A 24,902-nucleotide genomic window follows, 5' to 3' on the forward strand; every position below is an offset into this window, starting at 1 on the left:
TGCGTGGAGACATGATGCGTCTGACCTCACTCACCCTTCTGCTTGCCGTCGGCACCCTGGGCGCGGCCGCGCCGGAAGGCGATGCCGAACGCCGCACGGAACCTTCGGCCACCGTCACCGTCACCGCCGAAGGCCAGCCGGTCGAACTGGCGAAGACGCCCAATCCCGTGAAGGTGATCACGCGCGAGCAGATCGACCGCTCGGGCACGACCAACCTCCGCGACCTGCTCCAGACCCTGTACCCGGGCCAGCTCGTGAGCAACGGCGGTCTCGGTACGGCCACCTCCTTCAACCTCGGCGGCGCCCGCAACCAGGACGTGGTGGTGCTGCTGGACGGCCTCCGCCTCACGGACGCCTCGGGCCTGGGCTCGGTGAATCCCGCCTCCATCGGCCTCGTGGGCATCGAGCGCATCGAGGTGGAGCAGGGGCCCTGCTCCACGCGCTTCGGCGCCGAGGCCGCGGGCGGCGTCGTGGCGCTCTACACCGCCGCACCCGCCGTGGGCCTTAGCGGCCGCCTGCAGGGCGCCCTGGGCACGCGCAGTCTGCGCGGCGGCCAGGCCGAGATCGGCTACGGCGGCAACCAGGGCCTCTGGTTCCGCGCCGGGGTCGCGGCGGAATCGGAAGAACAGGCTCTGGAAGCCACCAACCCTTACCGGAATGCGGGCGTGCACCTGGCCCTGGGCCTGCAGGATGGCGGCGCCGCGGCCTACACCCTGACCTACCGCAACACCTACGTGGGCGTGCCCATCCCCTGGGCGAAGAGCACCTTCCCCCGCGTCTTCGCCGAAGATCGCGAAACGCGCACGCGACAGGAGCAGGTCATCGGCAATGTGCGCGTGGACCTCGGCCACCAGTGGCTGCTGGACCTGAGCCTGGGCCAGGCCACCCAGGCCCGCCAGGAGCCCAACTACATGGCGCCCTACACGCCCTACTCGCCCTATGACAGCCGCCGCAACCAGGCCAACGCGAGCCTCGCCTGGCACGGCGAGAACACGGGCGCCACCACCACCCTGACGGCCTACGAAGAACACGGCTACGCGCCGGGCTACCCCAGCGGCACGGATCACGGCGTGGGGCGCCATGTGGGCCTCAGCCAGGAGGGCTGGTTCGAGCCCGTGCCTTCGCTGCGCCTCTCGGCGGGCCTGCGCCAGCAGTGGGACCGCCAGACCTTCCTCGTCGATGCGGGCCCGCAGCCCGACGAGATGAAGGCCTCGACCCTCACGGGCCGCCTCGGCGCCACCTGGCAGATGGGGGGTGGTTTCCGAAGCTATGCGAGCGTGGGCACGGCCTTCGGCCTGCCCTTCCTGTCGGCCGTGATGTACAACCAGCAGAACGGCGGCGAGGCCCTCGACCGCGAAAAGAGCCGCTTCGCCCAGGTGGGCGCGGCCTGGGAGGGCGGCCCCTGGTACGCCAAGCTGGAGGCCAGCCGCACCCAGCACGACAACCTCGTGATCTTCGACCTGGATTCCTACCTCTACGCAAACGCAGGCGCCATGAGGATCCAGGGGACCGAGGCGACCCTGGGCTACAGGCAGGAGGGTTTCCTGCTGGAAGGTTTCTACCGCAACCAGGAGGCCCGCGACACCCGCGCGCCCCAGGCGGTGCAGCTCCAGACCAGCGGCGTCATCCGCCGTCCCTTCCAGAGCCTCGGCCTGAAGGGCTCACGCACCCTCGGAGCCTGGCGCGGCGACCTCGGCTGGGGCTGGTCGGGTGCGTCGTACGAGAACTTCGGGAACGGCATCCGCGCCTCGCGCACCCACTTCAACCAGCTCGACGCGGCCCTGGCCTACAAGCCCAGGCCCGCCTGGGAGATCACGCTGCGCGGCGCGCACCTACTGCAGCGGGCCTGGTCCGTCGCCGAGTGGAAGGCCGGCCTGATGGACGGCCGCAACGATGCCGCCCTCATCGCCGGCTACCCCGCCCAGCCCCGCACGGTCAGCCTTGAAGCGGCCTACCGCTTCTGAGATGCGGGCCCTCCTGCTGGTCCTGTTCGTTGCGGTGGCCTGTTTCGGCGGGCCGCCGCGGCGCGTCGTCTCCCAGACCGTGGGCAGCGACGAACTGCTGCTGGCCCTGGCGGATCCGGATCAGATCGCGGCCCTCTCGCACCTCAGCCGGAACGGGGATTTCAGCCTCACGGCGAAGGAGGCCGAGCGCCATCCCCAGCTGCTCGGCCAGGACGCCGAGGCCATCCTGCGCCACCATCCGGACCTCGTGCTGGTGGCCTCCTACTCGCAGGCCGAACTCGTCGCCCAGCTTCGGCGCGCGGGCATTCGGATGATCTGCTTCGAGCATTTCGAATCCCTCGAAGAGAGCTACGCGAACCTGCGCCTGCTGGGCCGGGAGCTCGGCCATCCCGAGCGGGCCGAGGCCCTCATCCAGGCCTGCCAGACGCGGGCCACGGCGCTGGCCCGGCGCCTGCAGGGCGTGAAGCCCGTGCGGGTGCTCTGCCCCTCGATCTACGGCTACACGGCGGGGCGCGGAACGACCTTCCAGGACATCTGCGATCACACCGGGGCCCTCAACGTGGCGGCGGAGGCGGGCCTCGTCGGCCACATGCCCACGCCCGCCGAACGCGTGCTGACCTGGAATCCCGAGGTGCTCGTCGTTTCGGGGCGCAGCTGCGAGGAAGGCCTGGCGCCCTACCGGGAGCGCATCCCCTACAGGTCCCTGCCCGCGCTGCGCCAGTCCCGCTGCGCCTTGCTGCCCCGCAACCTCATGAGCTGCGTCACCCACCGCCGCGTGGAAGCCTACGAGCAGCTCGCCCGCGCGCTGCACCCCGAGCGTTTCCGCTAATCACCAGAACCCATCCGAGAGGTTTCCGATGACCGACGCTCCGCTTCATCAGATCCGCATGCAGAAGCTCCAGGCCGCCATGCAGGCTCGCATGGCCCGCGCCACGGAAAAACGCGGCCTCCTCCTCGTCCACACGGGAAACGGCAAGGGCAAGAGCACGGCGGCCCTCGGCATGCTGGTGCGCAGCCTGGGCCACGGCTTCAAGTGCGCCGTCGTGCAGTTCATCAAGGGCAGCCAGCCCACGGCGGAAACCGCGCTGGTGCAAGCCTTCCCAGGCCTGTTGAGTTGGGACCGCTGCGGCGACGGCTTCACCTGGGACACGCAGGACCGCGAGGGCGACGTGGCGCGCGTTCGCGAAGGCTGGGAGATCGTGAAGGCCCATCTCGCCGATCCGGACCTGCGCTTCCTGATGCTCGATGAATTCAACGTCGTGCTGCAGCACCGCTACTTCCCCGTGGAGGAGCTGCTGGAGGCCCTGGCGGCGCGGCCCGACCACCTCCACGTGGTGCTCACCGGTCGCGGCGCGCCCCAGGTCCTCATCGACGCCGCGGACCTCGTCACCGAGATGCGCATGGTCAAGCACCCCTTCGCGGCCGGCGTGCAGGCCCAGCCTGGACTCGAGTTTTGAGGCTCGAGTTTTGAGGCGCGAATCCTGATGGTTCTCCTGGCGGCGGGCCTGCTGGACGAGCTGGTGGGCGATCCCGAAGGCTGGCCCCATCCCGTGCGCGTCCTCGGCTGGATCATCCAGCGTCTGGACCGCGCGCGGCGTACCGTCACCTCGCGCGTCGTGCTGCGCGTCATGAGCTCTCGGGCCGCTGTTCGCGGCCTGGGCCTGCTGCTGGCCCTGGGGCTCTGCCTGCTGTCGGGCGGAACCGCGTGGCTGGCGCATCGTGCCGCGGGCCCCTGGGGCTGGGTCGTGGACATAGTGCTCGGCGCCTGGATGCTGTCGGGCCGCAGCCTGCGGGTGGCCGTGGCGCGGGTGGCGGAGGCCCTGGAGGCGGGTGACCTAGGGTGCGCACGCCAGGCCGTGGGCCGCGTGGTGGGCCGCGATACCCAGGATCTCGATGAAGGTGGCGTGGTCCGCGCGGGCCTCGAGACCCTGGGCGAAAGCCTTTGCGATGGCGTGGTGGCGCCGCTCTTCTGGTTTGCCATGGGCGGGCTGCCGGGACTCTGGGCCTTCAAGGCCGCCAGCACCCTCGACAGCATGGTAGGCCACCGCGAGGCGCCATGGACGGACTTCGGCTGGGCTTCGGCGCGCCTGGATGACCTGCTGAACCTGGTGCCGGCGCGGTTCACGGCGCTCTTCATCGCGCTCGTCTTCCTTCGCGTGGAACCGCTGCGTGCCGCCTGGCGCGAGGCGCGGCGCCACGCCAGTCCCAACGCGGGCTGGGGCGAGGCCGCACTGGCCGCGGCGCTGAACGTGCAACTTGGTGGCCTCAACCACTACGATGGCGTGCCTCATCAGGGCCCGACTTTCGGCCGCGTCGAAAAACCGCTGGAGGAGGCGCGTCTGCGGGAGGGACTGGCCCTGGGCCTGCGGGTGAACCTCGCGGCCCTCCTTTCGATGGCCCTGCTGGGGAGGCTGCTCCATGGCTGAGAGCCAAGCCACCCATGGCGGCCGGGTGTACGAAGTCGCGCGCGAGCTGGGAGTCGCACCGGAGGCGATCCTGGATTTCAGCGCCAACCTGAACCCGCTGGGTCCACCGCCGGGCGTGATCGGCGTACTTCGCCAGGCCCTGCCCGAAGCGCTCCTGGCCTATCCCGACGCGGATCCCGCAGGCCTGAAGGCGCGGCTCTGCGCCCGCCATGGCGCCCGCGAGGAGCACCTGGTCCTGGGCGCAGGCGGGGCGGCCCTTCTGCATCTCGCCCTGCGCGCGCTGGCGCCGCGGCGGGTGGCGCTGCCCCTTCCGGCCTTCTCCGAACAGGCCCGGGCTGTGGCGGCGGCGGGGGCCGACCTCCTGCCGTTGAGTGTCGGCCTGCCCCTGGATCTGGTGCGCCTGTCGGCCCAGTTGAACGACGCGGACGTGCTCATCCTCACCAATCCCCACAACCCCACGGGACAGCTGTTGGACGCCGCGGCACTGCGCGATTGGCTGGAGGCCCATCCCCATCTCGCCCTCGTGCTCGATGAAGCCTTCATGGACTACGCGCCCTGGGCCACCCAGCTGCCGGGTCGGCTGGCGCGCCCGCGCACGGTGGTCCTGCGCAGCCTCACGAAGTTCTACGCCATGCCGGGCCTGCGGGTGGGCCATGCCTTCGCCGATCCCGCCACGGCGGCCCGCATGCGGGCGCTGCAGGAGGGCTGGCCCGTGGGACAGCTCGCCCTGCTGGCGGCGGAGGCGGCCCTTCAAGATGAAGCCTTCGAAGCCCGCAGCCTCGCCGCTTTCCGCGAGACCCAGCCCATCTGGAAGAAACAGTTGGAGGGCCTGCCCGGCGTGTTCGTCCATCCCAGCGCCGCGCCTTTCTTCCTGCTGCGCCTCGCGGGTCCCTGGGGCACGCGGCTGGCGTCGGCGCTGCGGCGCGAGGGCATCCTCATCCGCACCTGCGAGGCCTGGCCCGGTCTCGATGACCATCATATCCGTCTCGCCGTGAAGGATGAGGCGGCCCACGCACGCCTGCTGCCGCGGCTGAACGCACTCCTTTCGACCTGCCCCTAGCCGCGCCAGACCCGCATGCGCGCCATCCAGTGCTCGGCCCATGCAGGATTCGCGGCGAAGTGCAGGTGGACGTACGAGGCCATGCAGTTGCCGGCGGCGTGGCCTTCGAGGCGCCCTTCGCCGCGGAGGGGCGTGGCTTCATAGGCGGGCGATTCGAGGCTGCCCTCCCAGGTGGAGTGGTGGAATTCGTGGCCCCGCCCTTCGCTGCCGGCGGGGCCCAGCAGGCAGTCCCGCTCGAGGCGCAGCTGCTTGTAGCCGAATTGCTGCAGGCGCGACGTCATGCGCACGCGCCCGGGGATGAGGCCCGCCATGGGGTGGGCGCGGCCTTCCGCATCTTCCAGGCTGTCCGCCAGGATCATGTAGCCGCCGCACTCGGCGTAGCAGGGCAGTCCCGTGTGAATGCGCTCGCGCAGGGCGTCCAGGAAGGCTCGGTTGAGGCTGAGGGCCTCGGCGTGCAGTTCGGGATAGCCGCCGGGCAGGTACACGCCGGCCACGCCTTCGGGCAGCGGATCGCGCAGGGGCGAGAAGGGCACCCAGCGCACGCCCAGGGCGGACAGGCGGTCCAGTGTGTCGGCATAGACGAAGCTGAAGGCTTCGTCCTGAGCGAGGGCCACGGGCAGGTCGCCGCCGGTTTGAGACGTGATTGGCGCGGGACTTCCGGGAGCAGGGCGCGTGGCGAGCTTAGCCATCGCGACCAGATCCACCGTGGCTTCCAGCTGATCCGCCAGGGCACCGAGTCGATCCTCCAGATCCGGCAGATCGTGGGGGCGGTGGAGGCCCAGGTGGCGCTCAGGCAGGTGCCAGCGCGCGTCCGGCGGCACGAAGCCGAGAGGACGCACGTCCGTGTGGGCGTGCACGGCTTCGGCCAGCAGGCGGTAGTGGCCCTCGCTGCCGACGCGGTTGAAGAGCACGCCCTTCAATTGGAGGTCGGGCCACAACGTGGCATGTCCGAGCACTGTGGCCGCCACGCTGCCTGCGACGTTCTGGGCGTCCACCACGAGCACCACGGGAAGGCCCAGGCGCCGCGCCAGGTCGGCGGTGGAGCCCTGGAAGCTGACGGGATCGGCGCCGTCGAAGAGGCCCATCACGCCCTCCACCAGGCCCAGGTTGGCCCCCGCGCCGCCCCGCACCCAGGCGTCGCGCAGGCCCGCGTCGTCCATGAACCAGCCATCCAGGTTCCAGCTCGGGCGCCCCGCCGCCGCGCCGTGCAGCAGGGGATCGAGGTAGTCAGGGCCCGCCTTGAAGGGCGCCACCACGTGGCCCCGCCGCCGGAAGGCCGTCAGCAGGCCCGCCGTGAGCGTGGTCTTGCCCGAACCGGAATTGGGCGCCGCCAGTACGAGACCGGGCATGGGTTGACTCGTCATCATGCGGGCCTCGCGGCCGCCAGCAGGCGTTCCCAGGCCCCGGGCCGCAGGCTGCGACGCAGGTGTTCGGCCCAGCGCTGGATGCGGTTCTCCAGGGGATCGGCGACGGACACGGCGCGGGTGGGCAGTCCGCGGGAGCTGCGGATCTGGTTGAGCAGGGCGGCGCGCCAGGCATCATTGCCGAGGAGGCCGTGCAGGTAGGATCCGAGCGCGCGCTCGCCGTGCCAGCCCGCCTCGGCGCCAATGTCCATCAACAGCGGCGAGCCGCCTGCATTCACCAATTCTGTCTGGCCATGATGAATTTCATAGCCCGAGAGCGCGTGCCCCGCCTCGGGCCAGAGGCTTTCGAAATCCGAAGGCCGCGTCGCCTTTTCGGTGCGGAACACGGTGCGGGTGGGCAGCAGGCCGAGGCCGGGCCACGAGGCAGGCCCGCCCTCGGTGCCGGCTTCATCCAGCAGCGATTGCCCCAGCATCTGGTAGCCGCCGCAGAGGCCCAGTATCCAGGCGCCGCGTGCGTGAGCCTGGCGCACGGCTTCGGCGAGTCCCGTGGAGGCGTGGTGCGCGAGGTCGGCCACCGTGGCCTTGGATCCGGGCAGGATGAGCAGGTCCTGCTCCAGCGCGCGCCTGGGATCCGTGATCCAGGTGAGGTAGAGATCGGGCTCCGCCAGCAGGGGCGCCAGGTCCTCGGTGTTGCTCACGCGGGGCGAGAGCAGGGCGCCCACCTTCAGCGTGCCTGCGGGTGCCGCGGCATCCACGGGGATGCGGAAGGGACGGTCCTCCTCGTCCAGGGCATGGTCCAGGTGGGGCACGACGGCCAGCACGGGCACGCCGGTGATGGCTTCCAACTGCGTGATGCCCGCTTCGAAGAGCGAGGCGTCGCCCTTGAAGCGGTTCACCACCAGGCCGATGACGCGGGATCGATCCTCGGGCGGCAGCAGGTCCAGCGTGCCCTTGGCCTGGGCGAAGACGCCGCCCTTGTGGATGTCCAGCACCAGCACGAGGGCCCCCGCGAGGCGGCGCGCCGGGCGCAGGTTCACGAAGTCGCGGTCCATGAGGTTGAGTTCGACGGGAGATCCGGCGCCTTCCATCACGATGAGTTCGTGGCGCGCCGCCAGGCGCAGCAGGGCCGCGTCCGCGAGGCCCGCCAGCTGCGAGGTGTCGCGGAAATAATCCTTCGCCTCCTGGATGCCCGCGGCCCGGCCGAGCACGATCACCTGGGCGCCGGTCTGGTTGAGGGGCTTGAGGAGCACGGGCCCCATGTCCACGTGGGGCGCGAGGCGGCAGGCCTGGGCCTGCAGGATCTGGGCGCGCGGCATCTCCAGCCCCTCGGGAGTGACGCCGGCCTGGTTGGCCATGTTCTGGGCCTTGAAGGGCGCCACGTCGAGGCCCGCGTCGCTGAAGAGGCGGCAAAGGCCCGCGGCGACGAGGCTCTTGCCCACGTCCGAGGCGCTGCCGAGCACGGCGATCGCACGAGCCAGTTGTGCATCGTGGGCAGGGTTCAACGGCGCTCCAGCACATCGGCCAGGGGGCGGCGCTGTTCCCAGCCCTCGGCCTCCAGCTCGGGGATGTCGAGGAAGGCCTCGGGCCATCCGACGCAGAGGTAGGCCACCCACTCCCAGGTGGGCGGCAGGTCGAAGGCTTCGCGCAGGCCCTGGGGATCGAGGATGCTCACCCAGCCGATGCCGAGGCCCTCGGCGCGGGCCGCCAGCCACAGGATCTGGATGGCGCAGACGACGCTGTCGCGCAGGGTCTGGGGCTGGGTCTGGCGGCCCAGGCCGTGACCCTGGGCGGGCGCCGTCTCACAGCAGATGAGCAGGTGCTCGGGGGCCTGGCCGAGGCCCTCCAGCTTGAGCCGCTTGTAGGTCTCGGCGCGGGCGCCCTCGTAGCCCGAGGCCGCCGCCGCATTGGCCGCCTCGAAGGCCGTGGCCACGGCCGCGCGAAGCTTCGGGCTCTGCACGCGGATGAAGCGCCAGGGCTGGCTCAGGCCCACGCTGGGCGCCAGATTGGCCTGCTCCAGCAGGTGCAGCAGCAGGGGTTCGGGCACGGGGTCCCGCCGGAAGCGCCGCACGTCCCGGCGGGCCCTGAGAAGGGCATCCAGCTCGGCGCGGAAGGCTTCGGAAAAGGCGTGCATTCCACCATTCTCGCGGAGAAGGGTTAAATGGAACATGGCTGAGATCATCTATGTCACCGGACCGGTCCGCAGCGGGAAGAGCCGCTACGCCGTCGAGCGCGCCTCGGCCTGGGGCCCGGGCGTCGTGTTTGCCGCCACCTACCTGGCCGATCCGCGCGACGCGGAGATGACCGAGCGGGTGCGGCGGCACAAGGAAGAGCGGCCCGCGGACTGGCGGACGCTGGAGGCTCCCGAAGACGTGGCCGGCGCCCTGCGGGGCCTCCAGCCGCCACCCTCGGGCCTGCTTCTGGACTGTCAGACCCTCTGGCTGTCCGCCCGCCTGGATCGTTCTGACGAGGCTCTGCTGCGCGAATGGCAGGAACTGCTCGACGCCCTGCGCGAGGCGCCCTATCCCGCCCTCCTCGTGGGCAACGAAGTGGGTTGGAGCCCCGTGCCCGAATCCGCCGAGCTCCGCCGCTGGCGCGATCTGGCGGGCTGGATGGGACAGCGCAGCGCCGCCGCCGCCGCCGAGGTCTGGCTGCTGGTGGCGGGCTGTCCCTTGCGCCTGAAATAGGCGTTTGAAGTCGGTGTCTGAAGCCGATTCTCGGGTTTCTGACAAGTTCCTCTGTCCGGACATCGAAATCGGATGAGATCTGCTAGGATTCCAGATGTATGGGATCCCAAACAAAGCTCCCCAAGGCCGACGCCGCCACGCGGCGCATCCTCCAATCCCTGCGGGCCATCGTGCGGGACCTGCGCCTGGCCTCCGTGTCCTGCGAGAGGCGCTTCGGCCTGAGCGCCGCCCAGCTCTTCGTGCTCCAGGTCCTGCAGGATCAGCCGGGCCTGAGCCTGGGCGAGGTGGCCGAGCGCACGGGCACGGATCAAAGCTCGGTATCCGTGGTGGTGCGCAAGCTCCAGGAGAAGCAGCTCGTGCAGAAGCAGGCCTCCCCCGAAGACGCGCGGCGCCTGGTGATCCACCCGACCGCCGCCGGAAGTCGCCTCGCGCAGTCGGCGCCGCCCGCCGTGCAGGGCCAACTGATCCAGCGCCTGGCGGCGTTGGGAACACGAGACCGGGCCCAGCTCGCGGAGCTGCTGGAACGCTTTGCGCCGGCGGATGCCGAGGCGCAGCCGATGTTCTTCGAAGAAGCGGCGGGCACGACGAAGAAAGGGAAAGCACGTGACTGAACCCACCTCACCCTATGGTCTGTCCGGGGAAGGGATCCCCGTGGCGCCGAGTCTGGAGCCTTCCCTCAAGAACGCCCGGGTGCCTCTCGTCACGGCGGTCCTCGACGGCCGCACGGCCTTCCTGGGGCTTCTCGCCCTGGGCCTCGGCGTGGTGGCGGGCTACCTCGCGGACGTGCTGATCAAGCTCATCGGCCTCGTGACGAACCTCGCCTACTACCACCGCGTGTCCACGAGCTTTGCCTCCCCGGCGGGGCATCACCTGGGCTGGCCCGCGATCTTCATTCCCGTGGCGGGCGGGCTCATCGTGGGCCTCATGGCCCGCTACGGATCGCGGGCCATCCGCGGTCACGGCATCCCGGAAGCGATGGAGCAGGTGCTGCTGAATGAAAGCCGGATCCCGGCGCGCATCACGCTGCTGAAGCCGCTGTCCGCGGCCATCGCCATCGGCACGGGCGGGCCCTTCGGCGCGGAGGGCCCCATTATCGCCACCGGCGGCGCGCTGGGTTCCCTGATTGGACAGTTGTTGTCCACGACGGCGCTGGAACGCAAGACGCTCCTGGCCGCGGGCGCGGCGGCGGGCATGGCGGCCACCTTTGGGGCCCCGGTCTCGGCGGTGTTGCTGGCGGTGGAACTGCTGCTCTTCGAGATGCGCCCGCGCTCCATCATCCCCGTGGCCCTCGCGGCCGTGGCGGCCACGGGTGTGCGCTACTCGCTCGTGGGCATCCAGCCGGTCTTTCCCATGCCCGCACTGTCGGCGCCCAGTGGCATCGCCCTGGCGATCTACGTGCTCATCGGCGCGCTGGTGGGCGTGGCCTCCGTGGGCGTGACGCGGGCCGTCTACTGGATCGAGGATAGCTTCGAGCGGCTGCCCATCCACTGGATGTGGTGGCCCGCGCTCGGCGGTCTGGCGGTGGGCGGCATCGGGTACTTCGTGCCGCGCAGCATGGGCGTGGGTTACGACAACATCCAGTCCATCCTTTCGGCGAACCTCGTCGGCGTCACCCTCCTGACCCTCTGCCTGGCCAAGTTCGTCTCCTGGGCGGTTTCGCTGGGCAGTGGCACCTCCGGCGGCACGCTCGCGCCCCTCTTCACCCTCGGCGGCGCTCTGGGCGCCCTCGCCGGAGGTCTCATCGCCGCGGCCTTCCCGCAGGCGGGTGTGGATCCGCGCATCTGCGCCCTGGTGGGCATGGCCGCGATCTTCGCCGGGGCTTCGCGGGCCCTGCTGGCCTCGGCCATCTTCGCCTTCGAGATCACGCTTCAGCCCCTGGGCCTCCTGCCCCTGCTGGGCGGCTGCTCGGCGGCCTACCTGATTTCCGCCCTGCTGATGAAGCACAGCATCATGACGGAGAAGCTGGCCCGGCGGGGCGTCCGCGTACCCGAAGACTACTCGGCGGATTTCCTGGACCAGGTCCTCGTGAAGGAGGCGGCCTCGAAGCGGGTCGTCACCCTGGACGCCCGGCAGACCCTCGGCGAGGCGCGGGCCTGGATGGGCGCCGGCGCCGGAGGCGCGACGCACCACGGCTTTCCGATCCTGGAGGGCACCCGCCTGATCGGACTGCTCACGCGCCGGGACCTGCTGGAGGCGCAACACGATGAGGCTTCGCCCCTGCGGGATCTCATCCATCGCGACCTCGCCGTGGCCTACGAGGGGCATTCCCTTCGCGAGGCCGCGGACCACATGGTGCGCGAGAAGGTGGGCCGTCTCCCCGTGGTGGACGCGCACGCGCAGCTCGTGGGCATCCTCACGCGCAGCGATCTGCTGGAGGCCCATGCGGCGAGGCTCGCCTCCTCCGAAAAGGCCGAGCGCAGCCTGGTTCCGGCCCGGAGGGGCTAGACGCGAACCTCCGTGGCCGCCGTTCACCGGGCGGCTCGGGCCGTTCGCCGATACGGGACCCCGCCTGGCCGAAGCCGCTTTGGGGGCCCACGAAACGTGGCCATCCTTGAGCTTTCCGGAGATCGCCATGCAAGAGATCCTGTCGAGTTCATACATCGTTCCCCTCGGCGCCTTCCTGCTGGCCGGCGTCACCGGCTGCTTCGCCATCTGGCGGAAGGTGCGCGAAGCCGAACTGGCCCATGACCGGGAGCTGCGCCTCAAGGAGATGGAGCACGCCCAGCGCATGAAGGAACTGGAGCTGGAAAGCCTGCGCCTCGGGGCCGAAGGCAAGTAGCCGGAACTGCCCTCGCGGGCTTTGACGGCCGCATCCTAGGATGGAGGTTCGGCAACCTTGCGGAGGACCTGGGTGGACACAAGGCGGATCTTCTTGGCGCTGCTGCTGGGCCTGGCCCCGGCCTCCCTGCCCGCAGGCCCCCAGGACTGGTCCTCCCTGAGCCCGCAGGCGCAGCCTGCCCCGGGCCCCACGGTGGAGATCGGCACGGATCTCAGCGCGACGGAACTCCTCCCGAAGGTCTGGATCCTCGCCAGCACCTCCGAACTGGAGGGTTTCGGCCGCGTGTCCTCCAACGCCCTGCTGGTGGCCGGGCCCCGGGAAAGCCTGCTGGTGGACGTGCCGGCCACCGAGGCGCAGACGCGGCTGCTGCTGGATTGGGCGGCCCACACGCTGAAGCGTCCCGTGGGCGCGGTGCTCTGCACCCACGCCCATGCCGACCGCATCGGCGGCCTGTCGGCGGCCCACGCGCGGGGCATCGAATCCTACGGGCTTCCGCTCACACAGCGTTTCGCGGCGGACTATCACCGGCAGGCGCCCCGGCGCAGCCTCGGGCCGGAGGAGACCCGCAAGTTGTGCGGCATCCCGCTCCAGACCCTGTTTCCCGGCGCGGGTCACACGCCGGACAACCTCGTCGTGTGGCTGCCCTCCGTCAAGGTGCTCTTCGGCGGATGCCTCATCAAGGAGGCCGCCAGCACCGGCCTGGGCAACCTCGCGGACGCCGATCCTGTCTCCTGGAAGCGGGCCGTGGCCCTGGTCCAGGCCCGCTACCCCGAGGCGCGCTGGGTGGTGCCCGGGCACGGGGCCCCGGGGGGCCAGGATCTGCTCGCCCACACGCGCGGCCTGCTGGAAGCCCAGCCCGCGAAGTGAGCTCGGCGAAAGCTCGCTCCTGGGACACAGCGTCCCAGAAATGGGACGGGTGTCGTGGGGGCAGATTTGCTAACTGCATAAATGGCGGATGTTGAAAGCTGGCATCGCTTTGGCTGAGAACCGGGCTGGAGTCCCGGTCATGGATATCGTTCTTCCCAAGCGCAGTCCCCTTCGCAAACGCCTCTGGATGGGCGCGGCCGCCCTGGGCGTGCTGGCCCTGATCTTCGGCCTGAGCCGGCTGAAGCCCGCGGCGCCGGAGGTGGACCGCCAAAGCCTGCTGCTCGACCGGGTCCAGGAGGGCGCCATGGTCTTCCAGGTGCGCGGCACGGGAACGCTGGTGCCCGTGGACGTGCGCATGATCACGGCCCAGGTGCCCTGCAAGGTCGAGCGCATCCTCCTCTTCCCCGGCACCGAGGTGCGTGAGGACAGCATCATCGCCGAGCTCTCCAGTCCCGAACTGCAGCAGTCGGCCCAGGACGCCTTCTGGAGCCTCAAGCGCGCCGAATCCGATTACAGCGTGAGCGCCCTGAACCAGAAGGGCACCGTGGCCTCGGCCCGCGCGGCGGAAAAGGAGGCGGCGGCCACGCTGAAGGCCTACCAGAAGCTCTTCAAGGAAGGGCTCCAGTCCGAAAGCGACGTACTGCGCGCCAACGCGAAGTACGAGGACTGCGCCGCGCGCCTCGCCACCGAAGAGGCCCGCATGGCGCTCTTCGAGGGGCGGGGTGGCCAGCTGGCGCCGGCCCGCGCCGCGCTGGAGCAGGCCCGCGCCCAGTACGCGCTGAAGCAGGCGCAGACCGCCTCGCTGCATGTGCGCGCGGGCATGGCGGGCATGCTGCAGCAGGTGCCCCTGCAGGTGGGCCAGCAGCTGGCGCCGGGCGCGAACCTTGCAAAGGTCGCCAAGCCCATGCCGTTGAAGGCCGAGCTGAAGGTCAGCGAAACCCAGGCCAAGGACATCCAGGTGGGGCAGGCCGTGGCCGTGGACACGCGCAACGGCATCGTGCAGGGCCGCGTCATCCGCATCGACCCCAGCGTGCAGAACGGCACCGTCACCGTGGATGCGAGCCTCGAAGGCGCGCTGCCCAAGGGCGCCCGCCCCGATCTCAGCGTGGAAGGCATCATCGAACTGGATCACGCGGACCGCGCCATCAAGGTGGGCCGACCCGTGCAGGCCCAGTCCTTCGCCACGCTGTCGCTCTTCAAGCTTTCGCCCGACGGCCGCGAGGCCACGCGGATCAAGGTCCGCCTGGGCCGGGCCTCCGTGAGCACCATCGAAGTGCTCGAAGGCCTGCATCCCGGCGACCAGGTGATCCTCAGCGACACCAGCGCCTGGGACGGCGTCGACCGCATCCGAATCCACTAGGGGCTGATCTATGGACCACCTGCTTCAGGAATGTCGCCTCGCCCTGCGCAACCTGCGCCGCATGCCCCAGTTCACGGTGTCGGTGCTGATCGTGCTGGCCCTGGGCCTGGGCGCTACGGCGGGCGCGCTGGGCACCCTGCGGACGGTCTTCTTCACGGAGCTTCCCTTCGTGGATTCCCAGCGGATCCACGCGCTGTGGTGGACCGACCGCGAGGGGAAGGGCTCGCAGGTGACGAACTCCTGGCCCCTCTACCAGGAACTGAAGACGCGGCTCCAGGGCACCGGGGACGTGGAAGGCATCACGAGCATGAACATGAACCTCGCCGGCGAGGGGGATCCCGAGATCGTCATGGCGGGGAAGGTGACGCCCGGCTTCTTCGATGTCTTCTTCACCCGGCCGCTGCTGGGCTCGCTCCATTGGGGCGCGGAAACCACCCGCGGCGCGGTGCTGGGCGAGAAGCTCTGGACCTCGCGCTTCGGCCGCGATCCGGGCGTGCTGGGCCGCACGGTGCGGCTCAACGGCGTCGAGCATCCGATTCTCGGCGTGCTTCCGGCCTCTGCGCAGATCCGTGGCGCCGAGCTGTTCATCCCGCTGGTGCCGACGGCCAGCCAGCTGGGTGGCCGCTACAACCGCTTCATGACGACCTACCTGCGCCTGGCGCCCGGGGTGGGTGAGGCCCAGATCAAAGCGCGCCTGGACGCGCTGTCGCAGAGCCTGGCCGAAGAACATCCCGGCGAGCCCGAAACGATCACGAAGCTGGTCAGCCGCTCGGAGATCTCCGTGCGGCGGGCCTCCCAGCGCACGCTGGGCGCGATCCTCGGCCTGGCCACGGGGCTGCTCGTGATCCTCACCCTGGTCAACCTGGCCAATGCCGTGCTGGCCCGGGCCCTGGCGGCCACGGAGGAAACGGCCCTGCGCCTGGCCCTGGGCGCCAGTGCCTGGAAGGCCATCCGGCCGCGGCTCATGGAATCGCTCCTGCTGGGCCTGGGGGGCGCCGTCGCGGGCCTCGGCGTGGCCCAGGCCACGCTCTCGCTGCTGCGGCCCGTCGTGAGCCGGGACCTGCAGGCGGCGCGTCCCCTCGCGCTGGACGGCGCCCTGCTGGGGTGGACCACCCTGGCCGCCCTGGCGGTGGCCCTGGGCATGGCCGCCATTCCGGGCCTGCTCATCTCCCGCATCCGCCTGGGCCGCCTCCTCAACGCCGGAGGCCGGGGCGCGGGACGCAGCGCCTCGCCACGCCTGCGCGTCGCCCTGGTGGTGGCCCAGGTCGCCCTGGCCCTCACGCTGCTGGCCTCCTTCGGGTCCCTGGAAGGCACCTTCCTGCGCCTGGCGGGAACCCCCCTGGGCCTGCGCACCAAGGGCGTGGCGGTCTTCACCTGCGACACCAGCGCCAAGGACGAGGCGGGCGAACGGCTGGCCATGGCCAAGGCCACGGACCTGATGGCGCGGCTCAGGGCCGTGCCGGGCGTGAGCCGCGTGGGCAGCATCGCCCTCCTGCCCGTGGACGATTTCGGATGGGCCTACACCACCGAAAGCCACGAGCACCCCATGCGCCAGGACGAGTACGTGGAGATGCGTACCGTGAGTCCGGGGCTCTTCGATACCCTCGGCATCCGCCTGCTTGGCGGCCGCGACTTCGGTTCCGCCGACATCACGTCCCCGGTCAGCACGGCCATCGTCAGCGAGTCCATGGCCCGCACCTTCTGGCCCGGTAGCGATCCCATCGGCCAGGAGTTCAAATCCCCGAACGACCAGTGGGTGCGCGTCGTGGGCCTGGTGGCGGACGTGCGCAACGCGGGCCCCGCGAACGCCGGGCACCAGATGACCGCCTACTTCGCCTCGCCCACCGGATTCGTCACCACCACCTTCGTCGTGCAGTTCGATAACCCGCGCCTGATGAACCTGCAGGCCCTCCGCGGCGCTGTGCGCGAGGTGGCGCCGGAGTGGCCGGTGAAGGGGCTGCGGCGCATGGATGACGTGATTGCCGCGAAGCTGGAAGCCACCGCCACCCAGACGCGCTTGATGGGCTTCGCGGGCGGCCTGGCCCTGCTGCTGGCGCTGGCCGGACTGCACGGCCTGCTGGCCTACCTCGTGGCCCAGCGCACGCGGGAATTCGGCATCCGCGCGGCCCTGGGGGCCAGCGCGGGCCAGATCTTCCGCCTGGTGCTGAAACGCGGCCTCTGGACCAGCCTGCTCGGCATCCTGGCGGGCCTGGCCGGGGCCCTGGCCGCGGGGCGGCTGCTGGCGGCCGTCCTCGCCGAGGCCCGACCCTCCAGTGCCAACGGCCTGCTCGGCGCCGCGGCCGTCCTGCTGCTGGGCTCCGTGGCGGCCAGTCTCCTCCCCGCCTTCCGCGCCGCGAGCATCCAGCCCGCCGAAGCCCTTCGCCAGAACTGAACGGATTCCCCATGCGACCCGCTTCCCTGCTGAAATCCCTCCTCCGCGAACCGCGCACGGCGCTGCCGGCCCTGATCCTCCTGGCGCTGGGGATCGGCGGCTTCGCGTGGATGATGGCCCTGCACCGCAGTCTGATGGTGCGCAGTCTGCCTGCGCCTCGTCCCGATCGGCTCCTGAGCCTGTGGAACGGATCTGCGGCCGTCCCGGAGCGCCACGGCACACCTTCCACGGGCGACCTGCAGCTCATGCGTGGGTTTCCGCAGGTCTTCAAGGGCGTGGCGGCCTGGGAACCCACCCACGCGAACCTCGGCTTCGAAGTGCCGGTCCGCGTCCGCCTGGACCGCGTGACGGCTAACTACTTCGACGTGCTGGAAGTGCAGCCGGCCCTGGGGCGGGGCTTCACGGCGGCCGACGACGAGGCGGGCGCCCCGTCCACGCTGCTGATCTCGCACCGCGCCTGGCGCGACCGGTTTGGCGCCGACCCGGGCCTGGTGGGGCGCAGCCTCAGCGTGGATGGCGCCAGCGCCCAGGTGATCGGCGTGCTGCCCGAAGGCTTCCATACGCCCCAGGGCACCGAACTCTTCCAGCCCTTCCAGTGGACCGCCGCGCGGCGCGACAACCACGGCCCGCATTTCCTGCGGGTGGTCGCGCGCCTGCAGGACAACGCCACCCCGGCCCAGGCCCGGGCGGCCATGGCCCAGGTGGCGGGGCGCATTCGCGAGCTGTTCGCTGGGGAAGCCCCGAAGGATCTGCTGGACCAGGTGCGCTACGGCGTCACGCCCCTCGTCGACGAGGCGCTGGGGCAGGGGCTCCGGCTGTTGCGCCTGCTGCGCTGGGCGACGGCCCTCGTGCTGCTGTTGGCCGCCTACAACGCCGGCTCCCTGCTGCTGGCCCGGGGCCTGGGACGGCGCAACGAGATGGCCGTGCGCAGCGCCCTCGGCGCCGAACCGGCCGACCTGCGGCGCCTGCTGGTGGCCGAAGGCGCGCTGCTGGGCGGCCTCGGTGCCCTCGGGGGCCTGCTGCTCGCGCACCTGAGCCTGGGCCTCACGGGGAGGATCCTCGGCTGGAGCTTTCCCGACCTGGCGCTCGACGGCCTTTCCCTCGACGGGCCCTCGCTCCTCGGGGCGGCCCTGCTGGGCCCGCTCCTGGGTGCGGTCTGCGCCCTCGCGGCCCAGCCCGGACACCAGCTGGCGGCCCTGCTCCGCGTGGGCGGACGCGCGCCGCGGCTGGGCGGGCAGGGCCGGGCGCGGCGCCTGTTCGTGGGCGCGCAGCTGGTGCTGGGAGGCGCGCTGCTGCTGGGAGCGCTCTCCCTGCAGCACGGCCTGGGGCGCCTGGCGGCGGCGGATCCGGGCTTCGACCTGGCGCGCGTCTGGAGCTTCCAGATCCAGCCCGCCAGGCGGATGCCGCTGGAATCCCGCGCGCGGCTGGCCGAGGCGATCACCGCGCGCCTCGCAGCCTTGCCCGGGGTGCAGGCCGCGGGGGCCTGCAACGGCCTGCCCATGAGCGGCTTCCGCAGCGACCTCCACACGGTCCTTCCCGACGGCCGGAACCTGGATCCCGAAGCCCGGGCCCTGACGCCCGGCCTGCTGAAGGCCCTGGGCCTGCGCCTCCTGCGCGGCCGAGATGTGGACGTCACGGACCAGGCGGGTTCGGATCCGGTGATGCTGGTGACGCGGGCCCTGGCCTTGGAGGCCTTCGGTTCCGACGACGTCGTGGGCCGGCGTCTCCCCTTCGGCGACCAATCCTTCACCATCGTGGGCGTGCTGGCGGATCTGCGGGAATTCGGCCCGGCCCAGCCTGCGCCGCCCCTCTTCTACGTGCCCCTGGCCCAGTCGGGCATGGTCTGGCACGGGGATCTCTACCTCGTGTTCCGCACGTTGGGCCCGGCGCCCACCGGAGCTCAGCTGCAGGCCCTGCTGCGCGAGGCGGCACCGGGTCTCGCGCTGGACCGCTACCTGCCCATGGAAGACCTCCTGAAGGCGCAGTTGGGCCCCCAGCGCATGGCCCTCGCCTTCATCGGCGCCTTCGCGGCCCTGGCCCTCCTGCTGGCGGCGGGCGGCGTCTTCGGCATCATGGCGGCCTCGGTGTCGGCGCGCCGGGCCGAGTTTGGCGTCCGCTCCGCGCTGGGTGCGTCGCCGCTGGCGATCCTCGGTCAGATCCTGAAGGAAACGGTGCGCCTGGCCTTGCTGGCGAGCCTGGCGGGCGTGCTCCTTGGCGGGCTGCTGGAACGCCTGGGCCGCGAGGCCCTGGGCGCCTGGCCCAGCCCGCCCCTTCAGCTCAGCCTGCTGGCCCTAGGCACCCTCGTGGGCGCCGCGCTCGCCTCGGCCCTCCTGCCCGCCCTTCGCGCCGCGCGCATGTCGCCCGCCGAGGCCCTGCGGGACGACTAGACCGCGCATTCACCACGATCCCCTTCCTCGTCCTCTTCCCTCTTCACGGAGTCCCCATGTCCCACCCCATCATCCACCTCGAATCCATCAAGAAGGTCTTCACCACCGACGAGGTGGAGACCCACGCCCTGTCCGACGTGCACCTCGACATCCGCGAGGGCGAGTTCGTATCCATCGCCGGCCCCTCGGGCTGCGGCAAGTCCACCCTGCTCTCCATCCTGGGTCTGCTGGACACGCCCACCGGTGGCACCTACGTCCTCAACAACAAGCCCGCCTCGGGGCTGAAGCTGGCGGACCGCGCGCGCATCCGCAATCGCGAGATCGGCTTCATCTTCCAGAGCTTCAACCTCATCGGCGATCTCACGGTCTTCGAGAACGTGGAGCTGCCTCTCGTCTACCGCGGCATGTCGGCGGTGGAGCGGCGCACCCGCGCCCTGAACGTGCTCGAAGACGTGGGCATGAGCCACCGCGCGCGGCACCTGCCCAGCCAGCTCAGCGGCGGCCAGCAGCAGCGCGTGGCCGTGGCCCGCGCCCTGGCGGGCAAACCCAGCATCCTCCTGGCGGACGAGCCCACGGGCAACCTCGACAGCGCCAACGGCGAATCCGTCATGGAGCTGCTGAAGGAGCTCCACCAGCGCGGTTCCACCATCTGCATGGTGACCCACGACAGCCGCTTCGCCGGCGTGGCCGATCGCACCGTGCACCTCTTCGACGGCCGCGTCGTCAGCGAAGAGGAAGCCCGCAAGCAGCACACCGCCTAGCTCATTCCGCTGCCCTTTCCTCGAAAGGCCTCCCATGTTCACCCTGCTCTTCGACCTCCGCCAATCCTTCCGCAGCCTCCTGCGCTCGCCGGGCTTCCTGATCACCACCACCCTGTGCCTGGCCCTCGGCATCGGCGCCAACCTCGCCGTGATCTCGCACGTGGACCGCCTGGTGCTGCGTCCGCTGCCCTACCCGGACAGCGGGCGTCTGGCGGTGATCCAGCCCATGGACAACCAGACGGGCGAGATCGGTCCCATGACCATGGCCGACTTCCTGGACGTGCAGGCCCAGACGACGGGGGGCCCGGGCAAGGGCTTCCAGGCCATGGCGGCCTGCACCTCGCGCAACCGTACGCTCACAGGCCTGGGCGAGCCCCTCCGCGTGGACGTGGGCATGGTGACCGCAGACTTCTTCGGCCTGCTGGGCGTGAAGCCCGCTCTGGGGCGCGTCGTCTTCCGGCCCGACGAGGAAGTGCTGCCGGCCACCGTGGGCATCCTCCGCCACGATTTCTGGATGAGCCATTTCCACGGGGATCCCGGCGCGCTGGGACGCACCGTGGTGCTGGACGGCAAGGCCGTGCAGGTGGTCGGCGTGCTGCCTGCAGGATTCCGGTTCCATGAGCGCATCCAGGATTCCAAGATCTTCACGCCTGAAGCCACGCCCTTCGCGGGGCGGAACAACCGCGGCATGGGCACCTTCCTGGCCATCGGCCGCCTGCGTGCGGACGTGCCGTTCCAGCAGGCGCAGACGGAAGCCCACGTGGCCGCGGGGCGCATCGGCGCCTCCGTGGGCAACCCCCGCTTCGACCTCCGGGTGTCGAGCCTGCTCGAGCAGGCCGCCGCCGAATTCAAACAGGTGCTGCTGACTTTCCAGGGCGCCGTGGCCGTCGTGCTCCTCATCACCTGCTTCAACGTCGCGGGACTGCAGCTGGTGCGCGACATGGCCCGGCGCCGGGAACTGGCCATCCGCCAGGCCCTCGGTGCGGGGCAGGGCCAGTTGGGCCGGCTCTTCCTCGCCGAAAGCCTGGTCCTCGCGGGGCTGGGCGGCGGCCTGGGCATCGGGCTCAGCTACTACCTGCAGCAGGCCCTCGGCTGGCTGATGAAGGACATCTCCCCCATTCCCGTGGAGGCCCAGCTCTACCCGGCCCTGGTGGTCGCGGCATTGGCGCTGAGCCTGCTCACGGGCCTCGGCCTGGCCTTCCTCTCCTGGTTCATGGCCCGGCGTTCGCACCTGATGGAAGCGCTGCGCGCCGGATCCCGCGGAGGCCACGCCCGCGGCCACTGGCGCATGCTCAAGGGCCTGGTGGTGGCCGAGGTGGCCCTGTCGGTGATGCTGCTGATGGGCGCCGGGCTGCTCATCCACACCCTGCTGAATCTGCGGAACACGAACCCCGGTTTCGAGGCCGAGCACGTCCTGACCGTGAACGTGCCCCTGCCGCCGCAGAAGTACACGCAGGATCTCCAGAAGATCTTCCTCGAGCAGCTGGAGCTCAGCCTGAAGGCCATCCCCGGCGTGCAGGAGGTGGGCGTCAACGACACGCTGCCCTTCGTGAAGGCCGTCAACGCGGGCTATGCCCGGCTTGTTCCGCCCGGGCCCGACGGCTCGAGCACCGACGGCGCCATCCACAGCCGCGCCCACGTGGTGTCGCCGGGCTATTTTCAGGCCATGGGCATTCCCATCCTCACGGGCCGGACCTTCCAGCCGGCCGAGCCCCGGGGCTGCATCCTCAGCCGCAGCCTGGCCGCGAAGCTCTGGCCCGGTGCGGATCCCATCGGGCGGCCGGTCTACTTCGGCCCTCCCGAACCCTTCACCGTCTCGGCCGTGGTGGGTGATACGGCGGAGCACGATGTGAGCAAGAAGGAGGATCCTCAGTTCTACCTCTCCGCCGGAGTCCAAAGGCTCTTCGAGGGGCCCGTGGTGGTGGTGAAGGTGGCGGGGGCGCCCATCCGCTACGCCGCCCAGGTGAAGGCGGCCATCCGCGCCCTGGACCTGGATCTGGCCCTGCCGGAACCGCGGCCCCTGAAGGACATCCTGCGTGAAAACCTGGCCACCCAGGCCATGGCCAGCGTCCTGTTCTTCGCCTTCGGCGTGCTGGCCCTGCTCCTGTCGGCCGTCGGGCTCTACGGCGTGCTGGCCCAGATCGCCCTGCAGCGTCGCCGCGATATCGGCATCCGCATGTCCCTGGGGGCGACCCGCGTCCAGGTGGTGGCGGAGATCCTCGCCGGCGCCGGCGGCATGGTGGGGCTCGGTCTGATCCTGGGCTCGGTCTTCGGATGGGGCATGGGCCGCGCCCTGGCCCAGTGGCTCTACGGCCTCAGCCAGGCCGGGCCGCTCATCTACCTCGGCGTCCTCGCCCTGCTGGTGCCCGCCGCCCTCCTCGCCTGCCTCATGCCCGCCTTGCGCGCCGCCCGCGTGAACCCCGCCGAAGTCCTGCGATCGGAATGACCATGTCCAACCTGCTGCTCGACCTGCGCCAGACCCTGCGCGCCCTCCTCCGCTCGCCCGGTTTCACCCTGCCCATCGTGCTCGTGCTGGGCCTCGGCCTGGGCGCCAACGTCGCGCTGCACGCCATCCTGCAGACCGTGCTCCTGCGCCCGCTGCCCGTGGCGGAGCGAGAGAACCTCTTGCTGATCAAGGTCCAGCCCAAGGGCGAGAAAGGACTGTGGAACGCTTCCCATCCGCAGTTCGAGGATCTGAAGGGTTTCCCGGGGCCCTTCACGGCCATGACCGAATCCATCCACGAGTCCGAAACCCGGCTGCGCCTGGGCGATCGGCTGGTGAGCGTCACGTGTCCCATGGTGGGCGAAGGCTGGTTCCGCACGCTGGGACTCCGACCGAGCCTGGGCCGGACCTTCACGGCCGACGAGGAGGCCACGGGCGCCCCGGTGGCCGTCCTCAGTCACCGGCTGTGGCGCGCGGCCTTCCAGGGCGATCCCTCCATCCTCGGGCGCACGGTGAGCACCGAACGGGGACTGGTTCCGTTCACGGTGGTGGGCGTGGGGCCGGCAGGGTTCGAGGGCCTGGAGCTGGGCCAGCGGGAGGACCTCTGGATGCCCATGAAGTCCCTGATGCGCGTGAGTTCCGCCCTGCCACCGGGCTTCTTCACGAACCGCGAGATCCCCGCCTTCCACATCACCGCCCGCCTGAAAGCGGGGGCCACGCGGGCGGAAGGCCAGGCGGCGCTGGATGTGGCCAGTGCGGCCCTGGCGAAGGCGCATCCGGAAAGCGATTCGGGACGCGCCTTCGTGCTGGAGGGCCTGGAGGCCAGTGAGCAGACCCTGCTCAACCGCGTGCTCCCCCAGCGCACGCTGCTGTTCGCCGCGTCGGGCCTGGCCCTGCTTCTCGGCGTGGTGAGCGCCTCGGGCCTCTTCGCGGCCCGCATCCGCCGGCGCGAAAAGGAATTCGCCATGCGCTATGCCCTCGGCGCCAGTGGCGGCGCGCTGGCCCGCAGACTGCTGCTGGAAGCGTTGCTGCTCGCGCTGATGGCCGCTCCCGTGGCCCTGGCCAGCGGCCTGGCCCTGGCCCGGCGGCTCATGCTGAATCCGGGCCAGGCGGCTTCCGACGCCTCCACCCTCCCCACCCTGGATGGCGGCATCCTGGCCCTGGGCCTCGGCCTCAGCCTGGCCGCGCTGCTCCTGGCGGCCCTGATCCCGATGCTCCGCACCCGCCGCCAGGACCCGGCGCAGATCCTGGCTTCGCGGGGCGGCCGCACCGCCACGTCGGCAGGCGGAGGCCTCTTCGTGGCCACCCAGGTGGCTCTTTCCCTCTCCCTCCTGGCGGCCTCCAGCGTGGCGCTCGGCGCCTTCCGGAGCGCGGCGCAGATGGGCTATCCCACCGCCCACCGCGCCTTCATGCAGGTGAGCGCTCCTCAGGATCCGGGCCTGGCCGAGCGGGTGCTGGCCCGCCTCCGGGCCCATCCCGAGGTGGCCTTCGCGGCCCGGAGCGCCGCGGCGCCCCTGGGGGGCCTGCGGGTGATGTTCGGTCTGCGCGGGGGGGATCGCACCGAGATGGAGCACCTTCCGGCGGCCATGGTGGGCGCGGGCTGGTTCCACGCCCTGGGCGTACCCCTCGTGGAGGGGCGGGATTTCACGGACCGGGACGGGAAGGACAAGGTCATCCTGAACGAAACCCTCGCGCGGTCCTTCTTTCCCGACGGGTCCGCCGTGGGCCGTCCCATCGACATGGGCGGAGGCCAGCGCCTGGAGGTGGTGGGCGTGGTGGCGGATCACCGCATGCGCTTCGATCCGGATTTCCACCTGCCCATGATCTGGCTGACCCATGAATGGCTTCAAATGGACAGTTGCTGTCTGCTGGTGGCGGGCCGCGGCAATGCCCGCGCCCTCCGCGGCCTGATGAAGGATGCCCTGGCTCAGGAGAAGCCCGGCGCCGAGCCGGACCAGCTGATCACGCTGGAGGACCACGTGGCCGCGACCCTGCACCAGGAGCACCAGAACCTGCGCCTGCTCGGCCTGCTGGGCATGGGATCGCTGGTGCTGGCCTGCTTCGGCCTCTGGGCGGCGCTCAACCTGCACGTGGCCCTGCGCCGCCGCGACATGGGCATCCGCGCCGCCCTCGGCGCCACCGCGCAGCACCTGCTCGCCAGCGTCATGGGTCTGGGCCTGCGCCTGCTGGCCCTGGGCCTCGGCATCGGCGTGGCCGGTGTCTGGGCGCTCATGCGCCTCGTCCAGTGGCGCTGGCCGGGCCTGCCCCAGATCGGCGCGCTGGACCTGGCTTTCAGCGCAGGCACCCTGCTTCTCGCGGGGCTGCTCGCCTGCCTCCTCCCCGCCCTGCGCGCCGCCCGCGTAAATCCGGCGGACGTGCTGCGAAGCGAGTGATAAGCGGGTGATACGCCAAAGC

At 71.0% G+C, this 24,902-nt stretch carries 19 protein-coding genes; 16 read left to right on the plus strand and 3 right to left on the minus strand.

The window, feature by feature from the left end; genetic code table 11:
* Nucleotides 1-14 precede the first annotated feature (14 nt).
* Genes QSJ34_RS10015 through QSJ34_RS10035 form a run of 5 tightly spaced genes read left to right on the plus strand, consistent with a single transcriptional unit; the run spans nucleotide 15 to nucleotide 5,450 of the window.
* The gene (locus tag QSJ34_RS10015) at nucleotides 15-1,964 is read left to right on the plus strand and encodes a TonB-dependent receptor plug domain-containing protein (RefSeq protein WP_285574587.1); all 1,950 of its coding nucleotides are present in this window, start codon (nucleotides 15-17) and stop codon (nucleotides 1,962-1,964) included.
* Nucleotides 1,942-2,793 (plus strand): ABC transporter substrate-binding protein, encoded by an 852-nt coding sequence (locus QSJ34_RS10020; RefSeq protein WP_285574589.1) that lies wholly within the window; start codon nucleotides 1,942-1,944, stop codon nucleotides 2,791-2,793. The genes QSJ34_RS10015 and QSJ34_RS10020 overlap by 23 nt, the downstream gene beginning before the upstream one ends.
* A gap of 28 nt (nucleotides 2,794-2,821) precedes the next feature.
* Nucleotides 2,822-3,421, plus strand: a complete 600-nt coding sequence (gene cobO, locus QSJ34_RS10025; protein WP_285574594.1) for a cob(I)yrinic acid a,c-diamide adenosyltransferase — start codon at nucleotides 2,822-2,824, stop codon at nucleotides 3,419-3,421.
* A 27-nt stretch (nucleotides 3,422-3,448) separates the two neighbouring features.
* Nucleotides 3,449-4,390 carry an adenosylcobinamide-phosphate synthase CbiB gene (gene cbiB / locus QSJ34_RS10030; protein ID WP_285574597.1) on the plus strand — a complete coding sequence of 314 codons (942 nt, stop codon included), beginning with the start codon at nucleotides 3,449-3,451 and terminating at the stop codon, nucleotides 4,388-4,390.
* The gene (locus QSJ34_RS10035; protein ID WP_285574601.1) at nucleotides 4,383-5,450 is read left to right on the plus strand and encodes an aminotransferase class I/II-fold pyridoxal phosphate-dependent enzyme; all 1,068 of its coding nucleotides are present in this window, start codon (nucleotides 4,383-4,385) and stop codon (nucleotides 5,448-5,450) included. The genes cbiB and QSJ34_RS10035 overlap by 8 nt, the downstream gene beginning before the upstream one ends.
* On the opposite strand, the gene QSJ34_RS10040 is transcribed toward QSJ34_RS10035, so the two are convergent.
* Genes QSJ34_RS10040 through bluB form a run of 3 tightly spaced genes read right to left on the minus strand, consistent with a single transcriptional unit; the run spans nucleotide 5,447 to nucleotide 8,945 of the window.
* Complete coding sequence (locus QSJ34_RS10040) at nucleotides 5,447-6,799, minus strand: cobyrinic acid a,c-diamide synthase CobB (RefSeq protein ID WP_285574604.1); 1,353 nt, start codon at nucleotides 6,797-6,799, stop codon at nucleotides 5,447-5,449. The genes QSJ34_RS10035 and QSJ34_RS10040 overlap by 4 nt on opposite strands.
* 14 nt (nucleotides 6,800-6,813) lie before the next feature.
* The gene (locus QSJ34_RS10045; RefSeq protein WP_285574609.1) at nucleotides 6,814-8,316 is read right to left on the minus strand and encodes a cobyric acid synthase; all 1,503 of its coding nucleotides are present in this window, start codon (nucleotides 8,314-8,316) and stop codon (nucleotides 6,814-6,816) included.
* Complete coding sequence (gene bluB, locus QSJ34_RS10050) at nucleotides 8,313-8,945, minus strand: 5,6-dimethylbenzimidazole synthase (RefSeq protein ID WP_285574614.1); 633 nt, start codon at nucleotides 8,943-8,945, stop codon at nucleotides 8,313-8,315. Before bluB ends, QSJ34_RS10045 begins: the two co-directional genes overlap by 4 nt.
* A gap of 34 nt (nucleotides 8,946-8,979) precedes the next feature.
* Between bluB and QSJ34_RS10055 the strand changes: the two genes are divergently transcribed.
* The 11 genes from QSJ34_RS10055 to QSJ34_RS10105 all read left to right on the plus strand — a co-directional run bounded on the left by QSJ34_RS10055 (nucleotide 8,980) and on the right by QSJ34_RS10105 (nucleotide 24,880).
* Entirely contained in the window at nucleotides 8,980-9,498 is a 519-nt protein-coding gene (locus QSJ34_RS10055; RefSeq protein WP_285574618.1) for a bifunctional adenosylcobinamide kinase/adenosylcobinamide-phosphate guanylyltransferase, read from the plus strand.
* Nucleotides 9,499-9,596: 98 nt separating this feature from the next.
* Entirely contained in the window at nucleotides 9,597-10,109 is a 513-nt protein-coding gene (locus tag QSJ34_RS10060; protein ID WP_285574623.1) for a MarR family winged helix-turn-helix transcriptional regulator, read from the plus strand.
* A complete protein-coding gene (locus tag QSJ34_RS10065; protein WP_285574625.1) occupies nucleotides 10,102-11,943 on the plus strand; it encodes a chloride channel protein in 1,842 nt (613 codons plus the stop codon). Before QSJ34_RS10060 ends, QSJ34_RS10065 begins: the two co-directional genes overlap by 8 nt.
* Before the next feature lie 127 nt (nucleotides 11,944-12,070).
* Nucleotides 12,071-12,277, plus strand: a complete 207-nt coding sequence (locus QSJ34_RS10070; protein WP_285574627.1) for a hypothetical protein — start codon at nucleotides 12,071-12,073, stop codon at nucleotides 12,275-12,277.
* Nucleotides 12,278-12,349: 72 nt separating this feature from the next.
* Nucleotides 12,350-13,144 carry a subclass B1 metallo-beta-lactamase gene (gene bla, locus QSJ34_RS10075; RefSeq protein WP_285574630.1) on the plus strand — a complete coding sequence of 265 codons (795 nt, stop codon included), beginning with the start codon at nucleotides 12,350-12,352 and terminating at the stop codon, nucleotides 13,142-13,144.
* 139 nt (nucleotides 13,145-13,283) lie between these two features.
* Entirely contained in the window at nucleotides 13,284-14,504 is a 1,221-nt protein-coding gene (locus QSJ34_RS10080) for an efflux RND transporter periplasmic adaptor subunit (protein WP_285574633.1), read from the plus strand.
* 10 nt (nucleotides 14,505-14,514) lie between these two features.
* On the plus strand, nucleotides 14,515-16,896 hold the full coding sequence (locus QSJ34_RS10085; RefSeq protein ID WP_285574635.1) for an ABC transporter permease: 2,382 nt from the start codon (nucleotides 14,515-14,517) through the stop codon (nucleotides 16,894-16,896).
* 11 nt (nucleotides 16,897-16,907) lie between these two features.
* On the plus strand, nucleotides 16,908-19,283 hold the full coding sequence (locus QSJ34_RS10090) for an ABC transporter permease (RefSeq protein ID WP_285574639.1): 2,376 nt from the start codon (nucleotides 16,908-16,910) through the stop codon (nucleotides 19,281-19,283).
* A gap of 56 nt (nucleotides 19,284-19,339) precedes the next feature.
* Complete coding sequence (locus QSJ34_RS10095) at nucleotides 19,340-20,044, plus strand: ABC transporter ATP-binding protein (protein ID WP_285574642.1); 705 nt, start codon at nucleotides 19,340-19,342, stop codon at nucleotides 20,042-20,044.
* 34 nt (nucleotides 20,045-20,078) lie between these two features.
* Nucleotides 20,079-22,490, plus strand: a complete 2,412-nt coding sequence (locus tag QSJ34_RS10100; protein WP_285574645.1) for an ABC transporter permease — start codon at nucleotides 20,079-20,081, stop codon at nucleotides 22,488-22,490.
* Nucleotides 22,491-22,492: 2 nt separating this feature from the next.
* Complete coding sequence (locus QSJ34_RS10105; RefSeq protein WP_285574648.1) at nucleotides 22,493-24,880, plus strand: ABC transporter permease; 2,388 nt, start codon at nucleotides 22,493-22,495, stop codon at nucleotides 24,878-24,880.
* Nucleotides 24,881-24,902: the final 22 nt, after the last annotated feature.

This window comes from Geothrix limicola (assembly GCF_030268085.1).
GTDB lineage: Bacteria > Acidobacteriota > Holophagae > Holophagales > Holophagaceae > Geothrix > Geothrix limicola.

What these genes read in the sequence shown, in the direction of transcription:
- QSJ34_RS10060 (WP_285574623.1), top strand. Translation starts at nt 9,597, where the DNA reads ATGGGATCCCAAACAAAGCTCCCCAAGGCCGACGCCGCCACGCGGCGC.
- cbiB (WP_285574597.1), top strand. Translation starts at nt 3,449, where the DNA reads ATGGTTCTCCTGGCGGCGGGCCTGCTGGACGAGCTGGTGGGCGATCCC.
- QSJ34_RS10100 (WP_285574645.1), top strand. Translation starts at nt 20,079, where the DNA reads ATGTTCACCCTGCTCTTCGACCTCCGCCAATCCTTCCGCAGCCTCCTG.
- bluB (WP_285574614.1), bottom strand. Translation starts at nt 8,945, where the DNA reads ATGCACGCCTTTTCCGAAGCCTTCCGCGCCGAGCTGGATGCCCTTCTC.
- QSJ34_RS10055 (WP_285574618.1), top strand. Translation starts at nt 8,980, where the DNA reads ATGGCTGAGATCATCTATGTCACCGGACCGGTCCGCAGCGGGAAGAGC.
- QSJ34_RS10015 (WP_285574587.1), top strand. Translation starts at nt 15, where the DNA reads ATGCGTCTGACCTCACTCACCCTTCTGCTTGCCGTCGGCACCCTGGGC.
- cobO (WP_285574594.1), top strand. Translation starts at nt 2,822, where the DNA reads ATGACCGACGCTCCGCTTCATCAGATCCGCATGCAGAAGCTCCAGGCC.
- QSJ34_RS10090 (WP_285574639.1), top strand. Translation starts at nt 16,908, where the DNA reads ATGCGACCCGCTTCCCTGCTGAAATCCCTCCTCCGCGAACCGCGCACG.
- QSJ34_RS10085 (WP_285574635.1), top strand. Translation starts at nt 14,515, where the DNA reads ATGGACCACCTGCTTCAGGAATGTCGCCTCGCCCTGCGCAACCTGCGC.
- QSJ34_RS10070 (WP_285574627.1), top strand. Translation starts at nt 12,071, where the DNA reads ATGCAAGAGATCCTGTCGAGTTCATACATCGTTCCCCTCGGCGCCTTC.
- QSJ34_RS10095 (WP_285574642.1), top strand. Translation starts at nt 19,340, where the DNA reads ATGTCCCACCCCATCATCCACCTCGAATCCATCAAGAAGGTCTTCACC.
- QSJ34_RS10080 (WP_285574633.1), top strand. Translation starts at nt 13,284, where the DNA reads ATGGATATCGTTCTTCCCAAGCGCAGTCCCCTTCGCAAACGCCTCTGG.
- QSJ34_RS10040 (WP_285574604.1), bottom strand. Translation starts at nt 6,799, where the DNA reads ATGCCCGGTCTCGTACTGGCGGCGCCCAATTCCGGTTCGGGCAAGACC.
- QSJ34_RS10035 (WP_285574601.1), top strand. Translation starts at nt 4,383, where the DNA reads ATGGCTGAGAGCCAAGCCACCCATGGCGGCCGGGTGTACGAAGTCGCG.
- QSJ34_RS10105 (WP_285574648.1), top strand. Translation starts at nt 22,493, where the DNA reads ATGTCCAACCTGCTGCTCGACCTGCGCCAGACCCTGCGCGCCCTCCTC.